This is a genomic window from Marichromatium sp. AB32, from assembly GCF_003718675.1.
In the GTDB taxonomy this organism is placed as follows: Bacteria; Pseudomonadota; Gammaproteobacteria; order Chromatiales; family Chromatiaceae; genus Marichromatium; species Marichromatium gracile.
Genome location: NZ_RHFJ01000004.1, coordinates 109,750 through 124,846, shown reverse-complemented (window position 1 = coordinate 124,846; position 15,097 = coordinate 109,750). Strand labels below are relative to the sequence as shown.

The window sequence follows — 15,097 nt, the reverse complement described above, 5'->3', positions numbered from 1 at the left end:
CCGCGTCATCAGCTCCGCATCATGGAGCTGTTGCGCGCACACTGCGCGCGCGGCGCCGGGGTGGTGCTGGTGCTCCACGACCTCACCCTGGCCAGCCGCTTCTGCGATCGCCTGCTGCTGCTCCACCAGGGGCGGGCGCTGGCGCAGGGGCGGCCCGGAGAGGTGCTCGACGCGGCCAATCTGCGCGCGGCCTATGGCATCGAGGTGCTGGGCGGTAGCCACCAGGGCGAGCCCTATCTGATCCCCTGGCGTTGTCTCGACGATCACTGAGCCGCCGACGCGGCGGGAGCTGGACATGCGTATTCATCTGCTGGTGCTGGCCCTGTGCCTGTGGGGCGGGGCGGCGGTCGCGGACGACCGGCTCCGCATCCTCCACATCAACGACCACCACTCCCATCTCGATCCCGAGCCGGGCGCGCTGGATCTCGCCGGACTCGACGACGTCGAGGTCGAGATCGGCGGGCTCGCGCGGGTCGCGGCGCTGATCGCCCGCGCCCGCGCCGCCGATCCCGAGGTGCTGGTGCTGCACGCCGGCGATGCCATCACCGGCACGCCCTATCACAGCCTGTTCGACGGCGAGGCCGATGCCGCGGCGATGCGTGCGATCTGCTTCGACGCCTTCGCCCTCGGCAACCACGAGTTCGACGGCGGCGATGCCGGACTCGCCCGCTTCCTGCGCGCGCTCAATCCGTCGGCTGGCGCGGGCTGCCGCACCCCGGTGCTGGCGGCCAACGTGGTACCCGCGCCCGGCACCCCGCTGGCACCGCGCGGCGAGGCACCGCTGATCGACTCGCACGTGGTGCTCGATCGCGGTGGCGCGCGGATCGGCATCGTCGGGCTCGACATCGCCGGCAAGACCCGGCGCTCGTCGAGCCCGCTGCCGAGCACCCATTTCCTCGACGAGCGCGAGACGGCGCAGCGCGAGATCGACGCGCTCACCGCCCAGGGGATCGAGCGCATCGTGCTGCTGACCCACTACCAGTACGCCAACGATCTGGCGCTGGCGCGTGCGCTGCGCGGGGTCGACGTGATCGTCGGCGGTGACTCGCACAGCCTGCTCGGCGACGGCCTCGCGCCCCTCGGGCTGAACCCGGTCGGTCCCTATCCGAGCCGGGTGCATGATCTCGACGGCAATCCGGTGTGCGTGGTCCAGGCCTGGCAGTACGCCGCTCTGGTCGGCGAGCTGGAGGTGGTGTTCGATGCCGCCGGACGGGTGCGCGCGTGCACCGGAACCCCGCGTCTGCTGCTCGGCGAGACCTTCAGCCGCGACGGCGCGCCGCTCGACCCCGAGGTCGAGGCGCGGGTGCGGGCGCAGGTCGCGCGCACCCCGGAGCTTGTGCCGATCACGCCCGACCCCGCGGTGGCTGCGGTGATCGCCCGCTATGCCGATCAGGTGAAGGCGCTCGGCAGCCAGGTGGTCGGCGAGGTGAGCGAGGATCTCTGCTTCGAGCGTATCCCCGGCGAGGGCCAGAGCGCGCGCTGCGACCGACGCGCCACCCAGCTCCACGGCGGCGACATCCAGCAGCTGGTCGCCCAGGCCTATCTGGCGCGTGGCGCGCACGCCGACGTCGCGCTGCTCAATGCCGGGGCGGTGCGTATCGATCTGCCCGCCGGGCCGCTCACCCTGGCCGATGTCTATCGGTTGTTGCCCTTCGGCAACACCCTGGTCGAGCTGGAGTTGAGCGGGCGCGAGCTGCGCGCGCTGCTCGAAGGGGCGCTGGCGAGTTTCCTCGACGGTCCCGGGTCGAATGGCGCCTATCCCTATGCCGCCAACCTGCGCTGGACCCTGGATCTCTCGCGCCCGGCCGGTGAGCGGCTCTCGGCGCTGAGCTTCCGGCGGCGCGGCGAGACCCACTGGCGCCCCCTGGGCGAGGACGACCGGCTGAGCCTGATCACCAACAGCTTCCTCGCCGCCGGTCGCGACGGCTACGAGGGTCTTGCCGCCATCGTCGGGCACGACATCGGCACCACCGACGCTCAGGTCTTCATCGAGTATCTGCAGCGTGATCTCGGCGGCGCGGCCCCGGGCGCGGCGCTGCTCGCCGTGCCGCCCCGGGTGAGGCCGCTGCCCTGCGCCGAGTACAGCACCCAGCGGTTGATCGGGCGCGACGGCGACGCGCGTCGTGCGGACCCCGAGGTGCCTGCGGTGTGCGCGAGCGCGGGCTGAGTCGGCTCAGGCGGCGCAGCCGGCGATCGCCAGGGTGAAAGCCTTGCCGGCGGGGTCGCGATGGACCTGACGGGGGAGCAGCAGCCGACCGTCGCCAGCGGCGAGCAGCGCCGCGGCCTCGGCGACGCTCGGTGTGGCGACCGCCGTGGCGACCCGCGCCGAACCGCCCGGCACCTCGACGGCGGCCAGTCGCGCGGCCGCGAAGCCCCGCAGCGGCCAGCCGCGCGCGGCGGCGAGTGCGCGCAGCGCGGGCTCGGCGCACTTGTGATCGAGGCTGGCGATGGCGCGCACCTCGATCGCGCCGAGTGGCCCGAGCGCGGCGTCGATGGCAGACTCCAGGCTCGCGCGCGCCACGCCGCGCTGGAAACCCACCCCGATCGTGATCGCCCGTCCGGATTCAGCCATGTCGAACGCCCCCGTCCATCACTGTCCCGCACTCTTCCTCAGCGCCTGCTCCTCGGGGCAGGGCAAGACCACGCTGGTCGCCGCGCTGGCGCGTCATCATCGTCGTCAGGGTCGGCGGGTGCGGGTGTTCAAGATCGGGCCGGACTTCCTCGACCCGATGATCCACGCCCGCGCCAGCGGCGCCGAGGTCGAGCCGCTCGATCTGTGGATGGTCGGCGAGACGGCCTGCAAGGCCAAGCTCCATGCCGCCGCCGGCGCTTCCGACCTGATCCTGGTGGAGGGCGCGATGGGGCTGTTCGACGGCACCCCCTCGGGCGCCGATCTGGCCGAGTGCTTCGGGCTGCCGGTGGCGGCGCTGATCGATGCCCGCGGCATGGGCCAGACCTTCGGCGCGCTGGCGCTGGGGCTGGCGAGCTACCGCCCCGGGCTGCGCTTTGCAGGGGTCGCGGCCAACCAGGTCGCCAGTGCCCGTCACGCCGAGATGATCGCCGCCGGGATGCCCGCGACCGTGCCCTTCCTCGGCGCGCTGCCGCGGCTGGCCGAGGCGGCGCTGCCGAGCCGTCACCTGGGACTGGTGCAGGCCGCCGAGATCGCGGATCTCGAACGTCGTCTCGACGCCGCCGCCGAGCAGATCGCCGACAGCGCCCTGGCGCGCCTGCCCGAACCGGTCGCCTTCCACGCCCCGGCGGCGATCGAGCCGCCGCCCCGGCTGCTCGCCGGGCGCCGGATCGCGGTGGCGCGCGATGCGGCCTTCTCCTTCCTCTATGCCGACAACCTGCGGCTGCTGGAGACGCTGGGCGCCGAGGTCGTCTTCTTCTCGCCGCTGGTCGATGCCGGGGTGGAGGCCGATGCCGTCTACCTGCCCGGTGGCTACCCGGAGCTGCACCTCGACCGGCTCGCTGCCAATCAGGCCATGCACCGGGCGCTGCGCGCCCATGTCGAGGCCGGGAGGCCGCTCTACGCCGAGTGCGGCGGCATGCTCTATCTGCTCGAGCGGCTGGTCGACAAGGCCGGTGACGGCGCTCGGCTCGCCGCGCTGCTGCCGGGCGAGGGGCGGATGCAGCAGCGTCTTGCCGGGTTGGGGATGCAGGCGCTCGGCGGGCTGCGCGGCCACAGCTTTCATCACTCGACGATGCAGGGCGCGCCTGCGCCGGCGGCCTTCGGCACGCGTCAGCGCGACGGCGCCGAGGGCGAGCCCTTCTATCGTCACGGTTCGATCCGCGCGAGCTATCTGCATCTCTATTTCCCTTCCTCGCCACGCGAGGCCGCTGCGCTCTTCCTCCCCGATGCGGACGACGCGGTGGGGGCGATGGTGCCGTAGCTGACCCGGTCGCGGCCCTCGCGCTTGCTGCGATAGAGCGCGCGATCGACGGCCTCGATCAGGTCGTGCTTGTCGACCGCTCGGGGCTGTCCCTCGGTGCTGATGACGCCGAGGCTGATGGTGAGTCGCAACCGCTCGCCGGGCACCTGGAACTCGTCCCTGGCGATGTCCCGGCGCAACCGTTCGGCGAGCGCCATCGCCTGCGCACGTCCGGTCTCGGGAAGGATGACGAGGAACTCCTCGCCGCCATAGCGCGCGAGCTGGTCGGTCTCGCGGATCGCCTCGCGGCAGCGCCGGGTGAGGATGCGCAGCACCCGGTCGCCGGCCTGGTGGCCATGGCGGTCGTTGACCTGCTTGAAATGATCGATGTCGAGCAGGATCAGCGACAGCGGCCGGTCGTAGCGCGCGGTGCGCGCCAGCTCGGCGTCGAGCAGCTCCTGCATGTAGGCGTGGTTGTGGGCGCCGGTGAGTCCGTCGCAGCGCGAGCGGGCGAGCAGCGCCTTCTGTTCGAGCAGGGCGGCGATGATCGGGCGCAGGGTGATGACGGTGAGCAGGTAGATCGCCGTGGTCGAGGCGAGTATCGCGACCAGGAGCGGCAGGATCTGGCGTTCGATCGGACGCGCGTGCTCGGCATCATCGACGATCAGCAGGATGCGCCAGTCGGGGTAGCGTTCGAGCCTCTGCTGCCTGATGGTGAAACCGTCGGTCGGGGTAGCGGCGTCGAGATGCTGCGTCAGTGCGGCGCTCATCCGTGGTGTGATCTTCTGTGTCGAGCAGTAGCTGCTGCGTACCTCGCCGAAGATCAGGGCCAGCCCCACGCCGGGTCGGGTCTGGCGATCGACGGCCTCGTGCAGCCGTTGATCGTGCATCACCAGTAGATCGGTGCCGATGCGTCGGCCCGTCGCGTCGTGCAGTGGTGAGCAGTAGTACAGCCGGTGTCGCGCCTCGTCCGCCGCGAGCAGTTCGATACGGTCGTCCGGGGCGGTCGAACACTTCTGGTCATAGAGCGCCGGCACCGCGACGCCCGCGCTGTAGAGACGGCTGCCGTCGGGGGCGTAGCGGGCCACCGAGACCAAGTCCTCATGGGCGCCGATGGCGTCGGCGAGCTTGGGCCGGCTGAAGGCGACCAGCGCCTCGCGATCGATCTCGTCGCGCAGATAGGCCGCCTGGCGCGCGCGGATGGCGCTGCGGCTGGCGACCTGGCGGGCGATGTTGCGCTGGTCGTCGAAGATACTGTGGATCAGTGCGCTGCTTTCGGTGAGCTGGAAGGTGATGCGCTCGTCGTGGATGTACTCCAGGTGCTTGATCAGCGGGCGCATGCCCAGCAGATAGAAGCTCGCGACCAGAAGGGTCACGGCGAGCCCGACGATGACATAGATGTTATGGATGTTCTGGCGGTGTTGCATCCCGGGCTTCGGCTGTTGCTGATGCCGCTCCGGCGCATGTCGGCCGGACCTGGTTTATTGCTCGGGCTTGATCGCGCTCAACAGGGTCACCGGCATCGCCGTGCGCCAGCCGTCGAAGGCGCCGAGCGGGCTGGCGTGGGCCACCGAGATCCGTGTCAGCTCGCCGCCGATGCGCCCGCGCAGCTCGACCAGGAAGGCCTCGCTCTGCAGGGTGACGGCATTGGCCACCAGCCGCCCGCCGGGTTTGAGCGCCGCCCAGCAGCGCTCGGCGACCCCGGCGCGGGTCAGACCGCCGCCGATGAAGATCGCATCCGGCGCCTCCAACCCGTCGAGCGCCTCGGGCGCGCGTCCGGCCACCAGCATCAGGTCAGGGACCCCGAGCGCATCGCGGTTGGCGGCGATCAGCGCCTGACGTTCGGCGTTTGCCTCGATGGCGATGGCGCGCGCCGTCGGCTCGGCGCGCAGCCACTCGATGCCGATCGAGCCGCTGCCGGCGCCGACGTCCCACAGCAGCTCGCCGGGCAGCGGTGCGAGCCGCGCCAGGGTCGCCGCGCGCACGTCGCGTTTGGTGAGCTGGCCGTCGTTGGCGAAGGCCGCGTCGGGCAGCGCGCCGCGGCGTGAATACGACTGCCTGCCGGCGTCGGCACGGCACTCCAGCGCGATCAGGTTGAGCCGGGCGCACTGCTCGATCGACCAGTCGGCAGCGCGTCCCTGCAGGCGACGCTCGACCGGACCACCGAGATGCTCGAACACCGTCAGCCGACTCTCGCCGTAGCCGCGCGCCGTCAGCTCGGCGGCGAGCGCGGCCGGGGTGGCGCCGTCGGCCGAGAGCACCAGCAGCCGCGCCCCCGGGGCGAGGTGCAGGTTGACCCGGGCGAGCGGACGACCGTGCGCCGGCACCACGGTGATCTCGTGCAGCGCCCAGCCGAGCCGGGCGGCGGCGAGCGAGACCGAGGAGGGCGCCGGCAGCACCCGCAGCGCGGCGGCGCCGAAGCGTGCCGCGAGGCTCGACCCCGCACCGTAGAACATGGGGTCGCCGCTGGCGAGCACGCAGACCGCTCGTCCGCGCAGCGCCTCGAGCTGGGGGTAGGCGTCGCTGAAGGGGCTGGGCCAGGGGCGCAGTTCCTGCTCCGATCGCGACTCGATCAGGCCGAGATGACGCGCGCCGCCGAAGATCACCTCGGCCCCGGCGATCGCCGCGCGCGCCGCCTCGCCGAGCCCGGCGAGTCCGTCCTCGCCGATACCGACGACGGTCAGCCAGATCGAGTTGAGAGGGGCGCTGGCTGGGGTCGGGTCGGTCATCGCAGGCTCGGTCGGTCGGGGTGGATTGCAGGGTGGCGCCGGAGTGGCCGCCCGCTGGCGCAGGCATTATAATCAATCTTTTGCTGAACATGCCTCCCTCTTCCCCCAGGCAGACCACCCTCGGCCATGGCTTGTTCGTCGGGATCCACCGCGACCCCGACCCCTCCCGTCTTGCCGCTCGATAGAGATTTGCGATGATCGAATACAACCGCGACGCCCACGACATCTACCGCCAGTCCTTCGCCATCATCCGTGCCGAGGCGAACCTGGCACGCATCCCCGCCGACCTCGAGAAGGTCGCGGTGCGCGTGGTCCATGCGTGTGGCATGCCCGACGTGGTCGAGGACCTGCTGTTCTCCGAGGGCGCCGGGGCCGCCGGGCGCGCCGCGCTCCAGGCCGGTGCGCCCATCCTCTGCGACAGCCGCATGGTCTCCGAGGGCATCACCCGGGCGCGGATGCCCGCCGACAACCCGATCATCTGCACCCTGCAGGATCCGCGCGTGCCGGAGCTGGCGCGCGAGCTGGGCAACACCCGCACCGCCGCCGCGCTGGAGCTGTGGCGCCCGCACCTGGAGGGGGCCGTGGTGGTGGTCGGCAACGCCCCGACGGCGCTGTTCCGTCTGTTCGAGATGCTCGATGCGGGCGCGCCGCGCCCGGCACTGATCCTCGGCTTCCCGGTCGGCTTCATCGGCGCCGCCGAGTCCAAGGAGGCGCTCGCCGCCGACAGTCGCGGCGTGCCCTATATCGCCCTGCGCGGGCGGCGTGGCGGTAGCGCCATGGCGGTGGCGGCGGTCAACGCGCTCGGCAGCGAGCACGAGTGAGCGACATGGGCAAGGGCCGTCTACTCGGCCTGGGCATCGGCCCGGGCGACCCCGAACTGCTCACCCTCAAGGCGCTGCGCCTGTTGCGCGCCGCGCCCGTGGTGGCCTACTACATCGGCAAGGGCAAGCGCGGCAACGCGCTCGCCACCATCGAGCCGCATCTCTGCGAGACCCAGGAGCGCCTCGCGCTGGTCTATCCGGTGACCGGCAAGCGCCCGCCGCCGCCCTACGACTACGAGGGGGTGATGCGCGCCTTCTACGACGAGTCGGCCGCGCGCATCGCCGATCATCTCGACGCCGGGCGTGATGTCGCCGTCGCCTGCGAGGGCGATCCCTTCTTCTACGGCGCCTTCATGTATCTGCACGACCGCCTCGCCGAGCGCTATCCGGTCGAGGTGGTGCCGGGCATCTGCTCGGTGATGGCCAGCGCCTCGGTGCTGCGCACCCCGTTGGTCTATCGCGACCAGTCGCTGCAGGTGATCGCCGCCACCCTCCCGGAGGCGGAGCTGGAGGCGCGGCTCGCCGGGGTCGAGGCCGCGGCGATCATGAAGCTCGGCAGCAACTTCGCCAAGCTGCGCCGGGTGCTCGAACGCCTCGGCATCGCCGAGCGCGCGCGCTATGTCGAGCGCGCCACCATGGACGGCGAGCGGGTGCGGCCCTTCGCCGAGGTCGAGCCCGAGCAGGTGCCGTACTTCTCGATGGTGCTGATTCCCGGCGAACGCTGGCAGGGGGCATGATGGAACGGATCGAACAGGGACCGCTGCTGCTGGCCACCAGCGCGCGTGGACGGGTGACGGCCGGACGTATCGCCGCCGCCTGCGACGAGATCAACCCGCACCCGTGCGCCTTCTCGACCGAGGCCGAGCAGGGCTGCGACGAGGCGCTGCGCGCGAGCTATCGCGCCGGGTTGCCCTGCGTGGTGCTCGGCGAGGTCGGCGCCGTGGCGGTGACCCTGGCGCCGCTGCTCGATGCCCGTGGCGATCACGCCGGTGCGGTGGTGGTGGTCGCCGAGGACGGCTCGGCGGTGGTGCCGCTGCTCGGCGCGGCGCGTGGCGCCGACGCCCTGGCCGAGCGCATCGCCGAGGTGCTCGGGGTGCGCGCGGCGATCACCGCCGTCGAGCCGTCGCGCCCGCGTCCGGGCCGCCTCGCGGTGGTCGGGCTGGGACCGGGCGCGCACGCGCTGATGGCCCCGGCGGCGCGGCTCGAACTCGACCGGGCGCAGGACATCATCGGCTACAACACCTATGTCGAGATGGCCGGTCCCTTCCGCCCCGATCAGGTCATCCACGGCTCGGACAACCGCTGCGAGATGGATCGCGCCCGCGCCGCCTTCGCGCTGGCCGCCGAGGGGCGGCACGTGGTGGTGGTCTCTTCCGGCGATCCCGGTGTTTTCGCCATGGCCACGGCGGTGCTCGAGGCGCTCGACGAGCACGCCGAGCCGGCCTGGCACGCGGTGGAGCTGGCGGTGGTGCCGGGGATCTCGGCGGCGCAGGCCGCCGCCGCGCGCATCGGTGCGCCGCTCGGTCACGACTTCTGCATCCTCTCGCTCTCCGACAACCTCAAGCCGTGGTCGCAGATCGTCCACCGGCTGGAGCTGGCCGCCCGCGCCGATCTGGTGATCGCCTGCTACAACCCGATCTCGCGGGCGCGGCCCTGGCAGCTCGGCGAGGCGCTGGCGGTGCTGCGCGGGGTGCGTGACGCCGACACCCCGGTGGTGCTCGGTCGCGACGTCGGTCGTCCCGCCGAGCGGGTGCGGGTGACCACCCTGGGCGCGCTCGACCCGCAAGAGGTCGACATGCGCACCGTGGTGATCGTCGGCTCCTCCCAGACCCGTCACTTCAGTGCCCCCGAGGGGCGTGACTGGGTCTATACCCCGCGCTGGTATCCGCAGCCTGCCGAGCAGGACTGAACCTGCCGACGGCAGACGTCGCCGCTGCGGGCGGCGTCTGCCTCCAAGCGATCGCTTTCAGTGACCGCTCAGCGCTCGGGCGGGTGGTCGAGCTTGCGTTCGAGCCAGGCGAGCGCCTCGTCGACCCGCGCCACCGTGGGGCGTTGCGGGCGCGGCGGGCGGCGGCGCATCACCACCTCGATGCCGCGTTCGCGCGCCGCGGTGAGCTTGGCGGCGGTAGCGGTGCCGCCGCTGTTCTTGCAGACGATGGTATCGATCCGGTGGGTGTCGAGCAGGTCGCGCTCCTCCTCCAGGCCGAAGGGCCCGCGCGCGAGCAGCAGCTCGGCGTCGGCGAAGGGTGGCATGGGGTCGGGCGCGCTGACCGCGCGGATCAGGAAGTGGATGTCGTCGAGTCCGGCGAAGGGCGCAAGCTCCTGACGACCGAGCGCGAGCAGCACGCGTCGTGCGCCGCGCGCGCGCAACCGGGCGCGCGCGCCCTCCCAATCGTCGGTCTCGAACCACTGGTCGTCGGGCTGCGGCTGCCACGCCGGGCGCTCGATGCGCAGCAGCGGCACCGCGGCGGCGGCACAACCGGCGTGGGCGTTCCAGCCCATCGCCGCGGCGAAGGGGTGGGTGGCGTCGATCACCGCATCGGCCTGGACCGTCAGCAGGAAGTCGGCCAGCCCCTCGGCGCCGCCGAAGCCGCCGACCCGGGTCTCGCCGGCGGGCAGCCTGGGGTTGTCGGTGCGTCCGGCCAGCGAGTTGATCAGCCGGATCCCGGTGCGTCCCGCCAGCGCCTCGGCCAGCGCATAGCCCTCGGTGGTGCCACCGAGGATGATCACCGTTGCCCTCATCGTGCCTGTCCGCCCTGCCAGCGCTCCTCGTGGATCAGGCCGTCGAGCGCGGCGCGCTCCAGCCAGCCGGCGCTCTCCAGCTCCGGGCGTTCGTGGAAGAAGCGCACATAGCCGACGCAGAGATAGGCGATCACGTCGATGTCCTCGGGGATGGCGAGGATCTCGCGCAGCCGCCGGTGGTGGATGATGCTCACCCAGCCGACGCCGATGCCCTCGGCGCGCGCGGCGAGCCACAGGTTCTGGATGGCGCAGACGCTGCTGTAGAGATCCATCTCGGGGTTGGCGGTGCGCCCGATCACCACCGGGCCGTGACGGCTGCGGTCGCAGGTGACGCAGATCCCCAGCGGGGCCTCGAGGATGCCCTCGAGCTTGAGGCCGCGATAGGTCTCGCGCGATGCGGGATCGAACTGCTCGGCGGCCTCGGCGTGGGCCTGGGCGAAGGCGGCCTTGATCTCGGCGCGGGTGTCGCGGTCGCGCACCACCACGAAGTCCCAGGGCTGCATGAAACCGACGCTCGGCGCGTGATGGGCGGCGGCGAGCAGACGGCGCAACACCGGCTCCGGGACCGGGTCGGGGAGGAACTCGCGGCGCACGTCGCGCCGCGAGAAGATCGCCTTGTAGACCGCCTCGCGTTCGCTGTCGGTGAATGCCCATTGGTTGTGCGCCAAGGCTCTGTCCTCCTTATCGTGCTGTCGTGGTGGGAGGCCGGATGACGGTTCGATGACCGCACGGCGCGCGGATTATACCCGGGGCGGGGCGCGGGTGCGGCGATGACGCGCGCGATCCCGGCGCGCAAGGGGTATGGGTCAGTTCGGCGGCAGCCAGCAGCCAGCAGCCAGCAGCCAGCAGCCAGCAGCCAGCAGCCAGCAGCCAGCAGCCAGCAGCCAGGATATTGAACCGCAATGGCGCGAAGGGCGCGAAGGGTTTGAGCAGAGACGGCGATCCGGTAGGCCGGGCAAAGCGCAGCGTGCCCGGCGGAGCAAGGCGTCTTACGCTGTCGCTGAGCGTTCAGCGTTCAGCGTTCAGCGTTCAGCCGCCAGCAGGCGCGCTGACCAGACGGCGGTGCGGACCCGCGCCGGTCGCGATCTACGCCAACCTTACCCCCTCACTCACTTTGCGCGCTTCGCGACTTTGCGGTTCGAGCCAGCCTCCAGCGATCAGCATCCAGCCTCCAGTCGGGGAGACTGGTGTGCATGATCGGCGGTTGACGGGAAAGACAGTATCTTAGCGGTTCAAGCATCCCCGGCCGTGCGCCGAACCTTGCCAGTCATGCGCGTCGGCGCTCCCCGCTGGCGGCTGTCAGCTGGCGGCTGGAAGCTGCCCCGCGGTTCAAACATCCCGGCCGCACACCGGCCTCAGCCACCAGTCGCCAGTCACTGAGCGTCGGCGCTCTCCGCTGGGGGCTGTCAGCTGGCGGCTGGTGGCTGAAAGCTGCTCCGCGGTTCAAGCATCGCCGACCGTGCGCCGGACCCGCCGACGCCTCGCCGCGGCCTCGCGCAGCAGGGCGAGGGCGCGGTAGCCGCCGTGGACGAGCTTGCTGTAGGGGATGAGCAGGAAGAAGGCGATCACGGTGGCGAGGTGGAGCGCGAGCAGTACGCCCATCGCGGCGGTGGCACGCCAGCCGAGCAGCGCCAGACCGCTGAGTGCGACGGCGGCGAGCAGTGCGAGCAGCGCGGCGTCGGCGCCACGGCTCGCGCTGGTGCTCGGTGTCGGATCGGCGCGCAGGGTGAGCCAGGCCAGACCGAGGGTGGCGACCGTCATCGCCAGTCCGCCGAGGGTGCCGAGTACCACCGGCAGGCTCCACCAGGGGTAGGGCGCCTGCAGCCCGAGCAGATGGTGGTAGACGGTGGCGATCGTGGTCGCGGCGAGACAGCCGAGCAGCCCGAGCAGCAGGGTGTGGTGCAGCCGACGGCGCCAGTGCGAGGGGCGGTCGTCGAGGTCGTTGCAACCGGGACCGCCGCCACGCAGGTTGCGCAGGGTGACGAGGTCGGCGAGCGCGCCGCGCCAGTCGCGCCAGCCCGGTGGCGGCTCGCCGGCGCTCGTGCCCTCGCGCCACACCCGGCGCAGCGACACGGCGACGGCCAGCAGCGACCAACCGAGCGGCAGCGCCGCGAGCAGGCTCATCCAGCCCCAGGGGATCACGGCATAGAAGGCACCGGGGCCCTGGTGCGCGGCGAACAGTATCGCATGCGGCACCAGCGCGAGCACCGCGCCGAGCACCAGCACGATGGTCGCCAGCGCCACCAGCAGCGCGCTCGCCGGGGCATGGACCAGCAGCCGCGCCAGCGGGCGCGGCCAGGCGTGGCGCACATAGGCGTGGTGGCGCAGCGCGGTCAGCGCCCGGGGGACGTTGACCGCGAAGGGGTGCGGCGGCGCGTACTGGCAGGCATAGAGACAGTTGCGACAGTGGTGACAGAGGTGGGCGAGGTGTTCGAGGTCGGTGTCGGTCAGCGCCGGGCGCAGCCGCGCCGACTCGAAGACGTCGCAGAAGCCGTTGCAGTAGCCGCAGGCGTTGCAGATGGCGAGCACGCGCCGCGTCTCGGTGCGGGGATCAGCTGAGGACATGGTTCGCCGCCTCCTCGCCGGCGATGCGCCCGAACACCATGCCGATGGCGAGCGCGAGTCCGGAGACATAGCCGCGCGGGATCAGGTTGGGTTGCATCGCGACCCCGGCGGCGAACAGGTTGGTGGCGACCCCGCCGCGCGTCAGCCGCACCCGGGTGTCGGGGGCGACGGCGAGGCCCTGGTAGCCGAAGGTGATGCCCGGGCGCATCGGGTAGGCGGCGAAGGGCGGGGTGTCGAGCACCCGCGCATGGCCGCTCTTGGGCGGCTCCAGCCCCTCGGTGTGGCCGTCCTCCGGGGTCTCGCCCGGGCGCACGGCGGCGTTGTAGGCGGCGAGGGTGGCAACGAGCGCCGCCGGGTCGAGCCCGAGGCGCACGGCCAATGCCTCCGGGGTCGGGGCCGTGATCGGTGGGTAGAGCGAGGGTGGGGCGCTCTGCCACGCCGGGGTGTCGAGCACCAGATAGGCGACCTGGTCGGGACAGTCGATCAGCCGTTGGCCCCAACGGGCATAGCGGGTCGAGGCGGTATCGCCGCCCTCGTCGAGAAAGCGTCGGCAGGCGCTGTCGACGACGATCCCGGCGGGCATGCAGCGCACCCGGGTGACGATGCCGCCGTCATCGACCGGCGAGCGCCCGTCGATCGCGACCAGGTGGGCGCGTCCCGGGTCGCCGATCGGCTCGGCGCCCTGTTCGAGCAGGCGCAGCAGCGCTCGGCCCTCGGAGTAGGGGGTGCCGCGATTGAGGATGCCGTCGGCGCGCGCTCCCCAGTGCCGGGCGAGCCAGTCGCGGTTGGCGTGGGGGCCGCCGCTGCAGAGGATCAGTGCGCCGGGGGCGAGGTGCAGGGTCGCGCCGTGCGGGTCGCGCACGCCGACCCGCCCGACCCGCTCGCCGTCCAGGCCCGGGTCCTCGAGCGCGTACTGGTAGTGGATGGCGACGCCGAGCCGTTCGGCCTCGGCATAGAGCGTGTTGAGCATCGCGGTGCCGCCGCCGAGCAGGAAGGCGGTCTTGCGCGAGGGCGGCAGCACCCCGCTGGCACGCGGCTGCAGCGCCACCCCGCAGCCGTCGAGCCACGCGGGCAGGTCGGCCGAGCACTCGACCAGCACTCGGGCGAGCAATGGGTCGGCGCCGTCCTCGGTCACCCCCCGCAGGTCGTCGAGGAAGGTCGCCGCCGGATAGGGGCCGCTCGACAGCGCGTTGGCGGTGTCGTGGGCATAGCGGAAGTTGCGCGCATGACGGGTGTTGCCGCCGCGTCGGGCGCGGGGCGCCTGTTCGAGCAGGGTCACCCGGGCGCCGGCGCGGCGTGCGCTGATCGCCGCGCACAGCGCCGCGGTGCCGCCACCGGCGACGAGGACGTCCGGGGTCGGGTCGGGGGTCATCGCTGCAGGGGACGGGTGGTGGGGCAGGGCCGCTCTAGCGGGCCGGGCGCGGGTGGTTTGACAAGGGGTGACATGGGTTACAAGAATACTCGGCTTTGGCCTTGACCATACGAGAGGACCGCGCCCCATGCAACCGACCCCATCCCTGATCCGCGCACGCGTCGCATCGCGCAGGAGCCGAGCCCATGGGTAAGGTGTGGTTCGTCGGCGCCGGACCGGGCGCGCCCGACCTGATCACGGTGCGCGGTACCCGGCTGCTGGCCGAGGCCGATGCCATCCTCTATACCGGCTCGCTGGTGGCCGAGACCGCGCTGCAGTGGGCCTCGCCGGAGTGCGAGATCGCCGACTCCAAGTCGATGGACCTGGCGCAGGTCACCGAGTGGCTGCTCGATCGCGCCGCGCGGTGCCAGACGGTGGTGCGTCTGCAGACCGGCGACCCGACCCTCTACGGCGTGGTCGCCGAGCTGGCGCGCCCGCTCGACGCCGCCGGGGTCGAGGTCGGCATCGTCCCCGGGGTGTCCTCGGCGATGGCCTCGGCGGCGGCCGCCGGCGAGTGCCTGACCCTGCCCGAGGTCACCCAGACGGTGATCTTCACCCGCGTCTCCGAGCGTACCAAGATGCCCGAACGCGAGCGCTTCGCCGGGCTCGCCGCGCACGGCTGCACCCTCTGCATCTTCCTCTCGATCGAGCGCATCGAGTCGATCGCCCAGACCCTGGAGGAGGCCGGTTGGGCTGCCGATGCGCCGGTGGTGGTGGTGCACAAGGCGACCTGGCCGGGCGAGGAGCTGGTGCTGCGCGGCACCATCGCCGACATCGCCGCGCGTTGCCGCGAGGCCAAGGTCGAGCGTCAGGCGCTGATCCTGGTCAGCCCCGCGCTCGGCGCCCGCCAGCACGCCCCGCGTGCCACCTCCAAGCTCTACGACGCCAGCTTCCCGCGCCGCTTCCGCCCGGCGCGTGGCGAGGGGTAGAGGTCAGGCACTTGAGCCGCCAGCCGCC

Annotated in this window: 13 protein-coding genes and 2 pseudogenes; 8 read left to right on the top strand and 7 right to left on the bottom strand. The window is 72.3% G+C overall.

The window, feature by feature from the left end; translation table 11 throughout:
• A pseudogene (locus EBL85_RS02735) lies at positions 1 to 270 on the top strand (ABC transporter ATP-binding protein); the annotation flags it as partial.
• 25 nt (positions 271 to 295) lie between these two features.
• Positions 296 to 2,167 carry a bifunctional UDP-sugar hydrolase/5'-nucleotidase gene (locus EBL85_RS02730; RefSeq protein WP_123142113.1) on the top strand — a complete coding sequence of 624 codons (1,872 nt, stop codon included), beginning with the start codon at positions 296 to 298 and terminating at the stop codon, positions 2,165 to 2,167.
• 6 nt (positions 2,168 to 2,173) lie between these two features.
• Here EBL85_RS02730 and EBL85_RS02725 read toward each other — a convergent pair whose 3' ends face one another.
• Complete coding sequence (locus EBL85_RS02725; RefSeq protein ID WP_123142112.1) at positions 2,174 to 2,572, bottom strand: cobalamin biosynthesis protein; 399 nt, start codon at positions 2,570 to 2,572, stop codon at positions 2,174 to 2,176.
• Here EBL85_RS02725 and EBL85_RS02720 point away from each other — a divergent pair.
• Positions 2,571 to 3,893, top strand: coding sequence for a cobyrinate a,c-diamide synthase (locus EBL85_RS02720; RefSeq protein WP_123142111.1), 1,323 nt, complete (start codon positions 2,571 to 2,573; stop codon positions 3,891 to 3,893). The genes EBL85_RS02725 and EBL85_RS02720 overlap by 2 nt on opposite strands.
• Here the strand turns inward: EBL85_RS02720 and EBL85_RS02715 are convergent.
• Both EBL85_RS02715 and cbiE read right to left on the bottom strand, forming a co-directional pair.
• A complete protein-coding gene (locus tag EBL85_RS02715) occupies positions 3,812 to 5,299 on the bottom strand; it encodes a GGDEF domain-containing protein (protein ID WP_123142110.1) in 1,488 nt (495 codons plus the stop codon). The genes EBL85_RS02720 and EBL85_RS02715 overlap by 82 nt on opposite strands.
• Before the next feature lie 54 nt (positions 5,300 to 5,353).
• On the bottom strand, positions 5,354 to 6,601 hold the full coding sequence (gene cbiE, locus EBL85_RS02710; protein ID WP_123142109.1) for a precorrin-6y C5,15-methyltransferase (decarboxylating) subunit CbiE: 1,248 nt from the start codon (positions 6,599 to 6,601) through the stop codon (positions 5,354 to 5,356).
• A gap of 194 nt (positions 6,602 to 6,795) precedes the next feature.
• On the opposite strand from cbiE, the gene EBL85_RS02705 reads away from it, so the two are divergent.
• The 4 genes and pseudogenes from EBL85_RS02705 to cobJ all read left to right on the top strand — a co-directional run bounded on the left by EBL85_RS02705 (position 6,796) and on the right by cobJ (position 9,331).
• Complete coding sequence (locus EBL85_RS02705; protein ID WP_123140654.1) at positions 6,796 to 7,422, top strand: precorrin-8X methylmutase; 627 nt, start codon at positions 6,796 to 6,798, stop codon at positions 7,420 to 7,422.
• A gap of 5 nt (positions 7,423 to 7,427) precedes the next feature.
• Positions 7,428 to 8,159, top strand: coding sequence for a precorrin-2 C(20)-methyltransferase (locus EBL85_RS02700; RefSeq protein ID WP_123140655.1), 732 nt, complete (start codon positions 7,428 to 7,430; stop codon positions 8,157 to 8,159).
• A pseudogene (locus tag EBL85_RS17610) lies at positions 8,156 to 8,476 on the top strand (precorrin-3B C(17)-methyltransferase); the annotation flags it as partial. The gene EBL85_RS02700 and the pseudogene EBL85_RS17610, both read left to right, overlap by 4 nt.
• A gap of 129 nt (positions 8,477 to 8,605) precedes the next feature.
• Positions 8,606 to 9,331, top strand: coding sequence for a precorrin-3B C(17)-methyltransferase (gene cobJ / locus EBL85_RS17605; RefSeq protein WP_369964112.1), 726 nt, complete (start codon positions 8,606 to 8,608; stop codon positions 9,329 to 9,331).
• Positions 9,332 to 9,399: 68 nt separating this feature from the next.
• Here cobJ and EBL85_RS02690 read toward each other — a convergent pair whose 3' ends face one another.
• The 4 genes from EBL85_RS02690 to tcuA all read right to left on the bottom strand — a co-directional run bounded on the left by EBL85_RS02690 (position 9,400) and on the right by tcuA (position 14,101).
• Positions 9,400 to 10,164 (bottom strand): cobalt-precorrin-6A reductase, encoded by a 765-nt coding sequence (locus EBL85_RS02690; protein WP_123140656.1) that lies wholly within the window; start codon positions 10,162 to 10,164, stop codon positions 9,400 to 9,402.
• A complete protein-coding gene (gene bluB / locus EBL85_RS02685; protein ID WP_123142108.1) occupies positions 10,161 to 10,832 on the bottom strand; it encodes a 5,6-dimethylbenzimidazole synthase in 672 nt (223 codons plus the stop codon). The genes EBL85_RS02690 and bluB overlap by 4 nt, the downstream gene beginning before the upstream one ends.
• Before the next feature lie 775 nt (positions 10,833 to 11,607).
• Positions 11,608 to 12,729, bottom strand: a complete 1,122-nt coding sequence (tcuB, locus tag EBL85_RS02680; protein WP_123142107.1) for a tricarballylate utilization 4Fe-4S protein TcuB — start codon at positions 12,727 to 12,729, stop codon at positions 11,608 to 11,610.
• Entirely contained in the window at positions 12,716 to 14,101 is a 1,386-nt protein-coding gene (gene tcuA / locus EBL85_RS02675; protein ID WP_123142106.1) for an FAD-dependent tricarballylate dehydrogenase TcuA, read from the bottom strand. Before tcuA ends, tcuB begins: the two co-directional genes overlap by 14 nt.
• A gap of 185 nt (positions 14,102 to 14,286) precedes the next feature.
• Here tcuA and cobM point away from each other — a divergent pair, with 185 nt between their 5' ends.
• Positions 14,287 to 15,069: a precorrin-4 C(11)-methyltransferase gene (gene cobM / locus EBL85_RS02670; RefSeq protein WP_123142105.1), complete on the top strand. Its 783-nt coding sequence runs from the start codon at positions 14,287 to 14,289 to the stop codon at positions 15,067 to 15,069.
• The last annotated feature ends 28 nt before the right edge of the window (positions 15,070 to 15,097 follow it).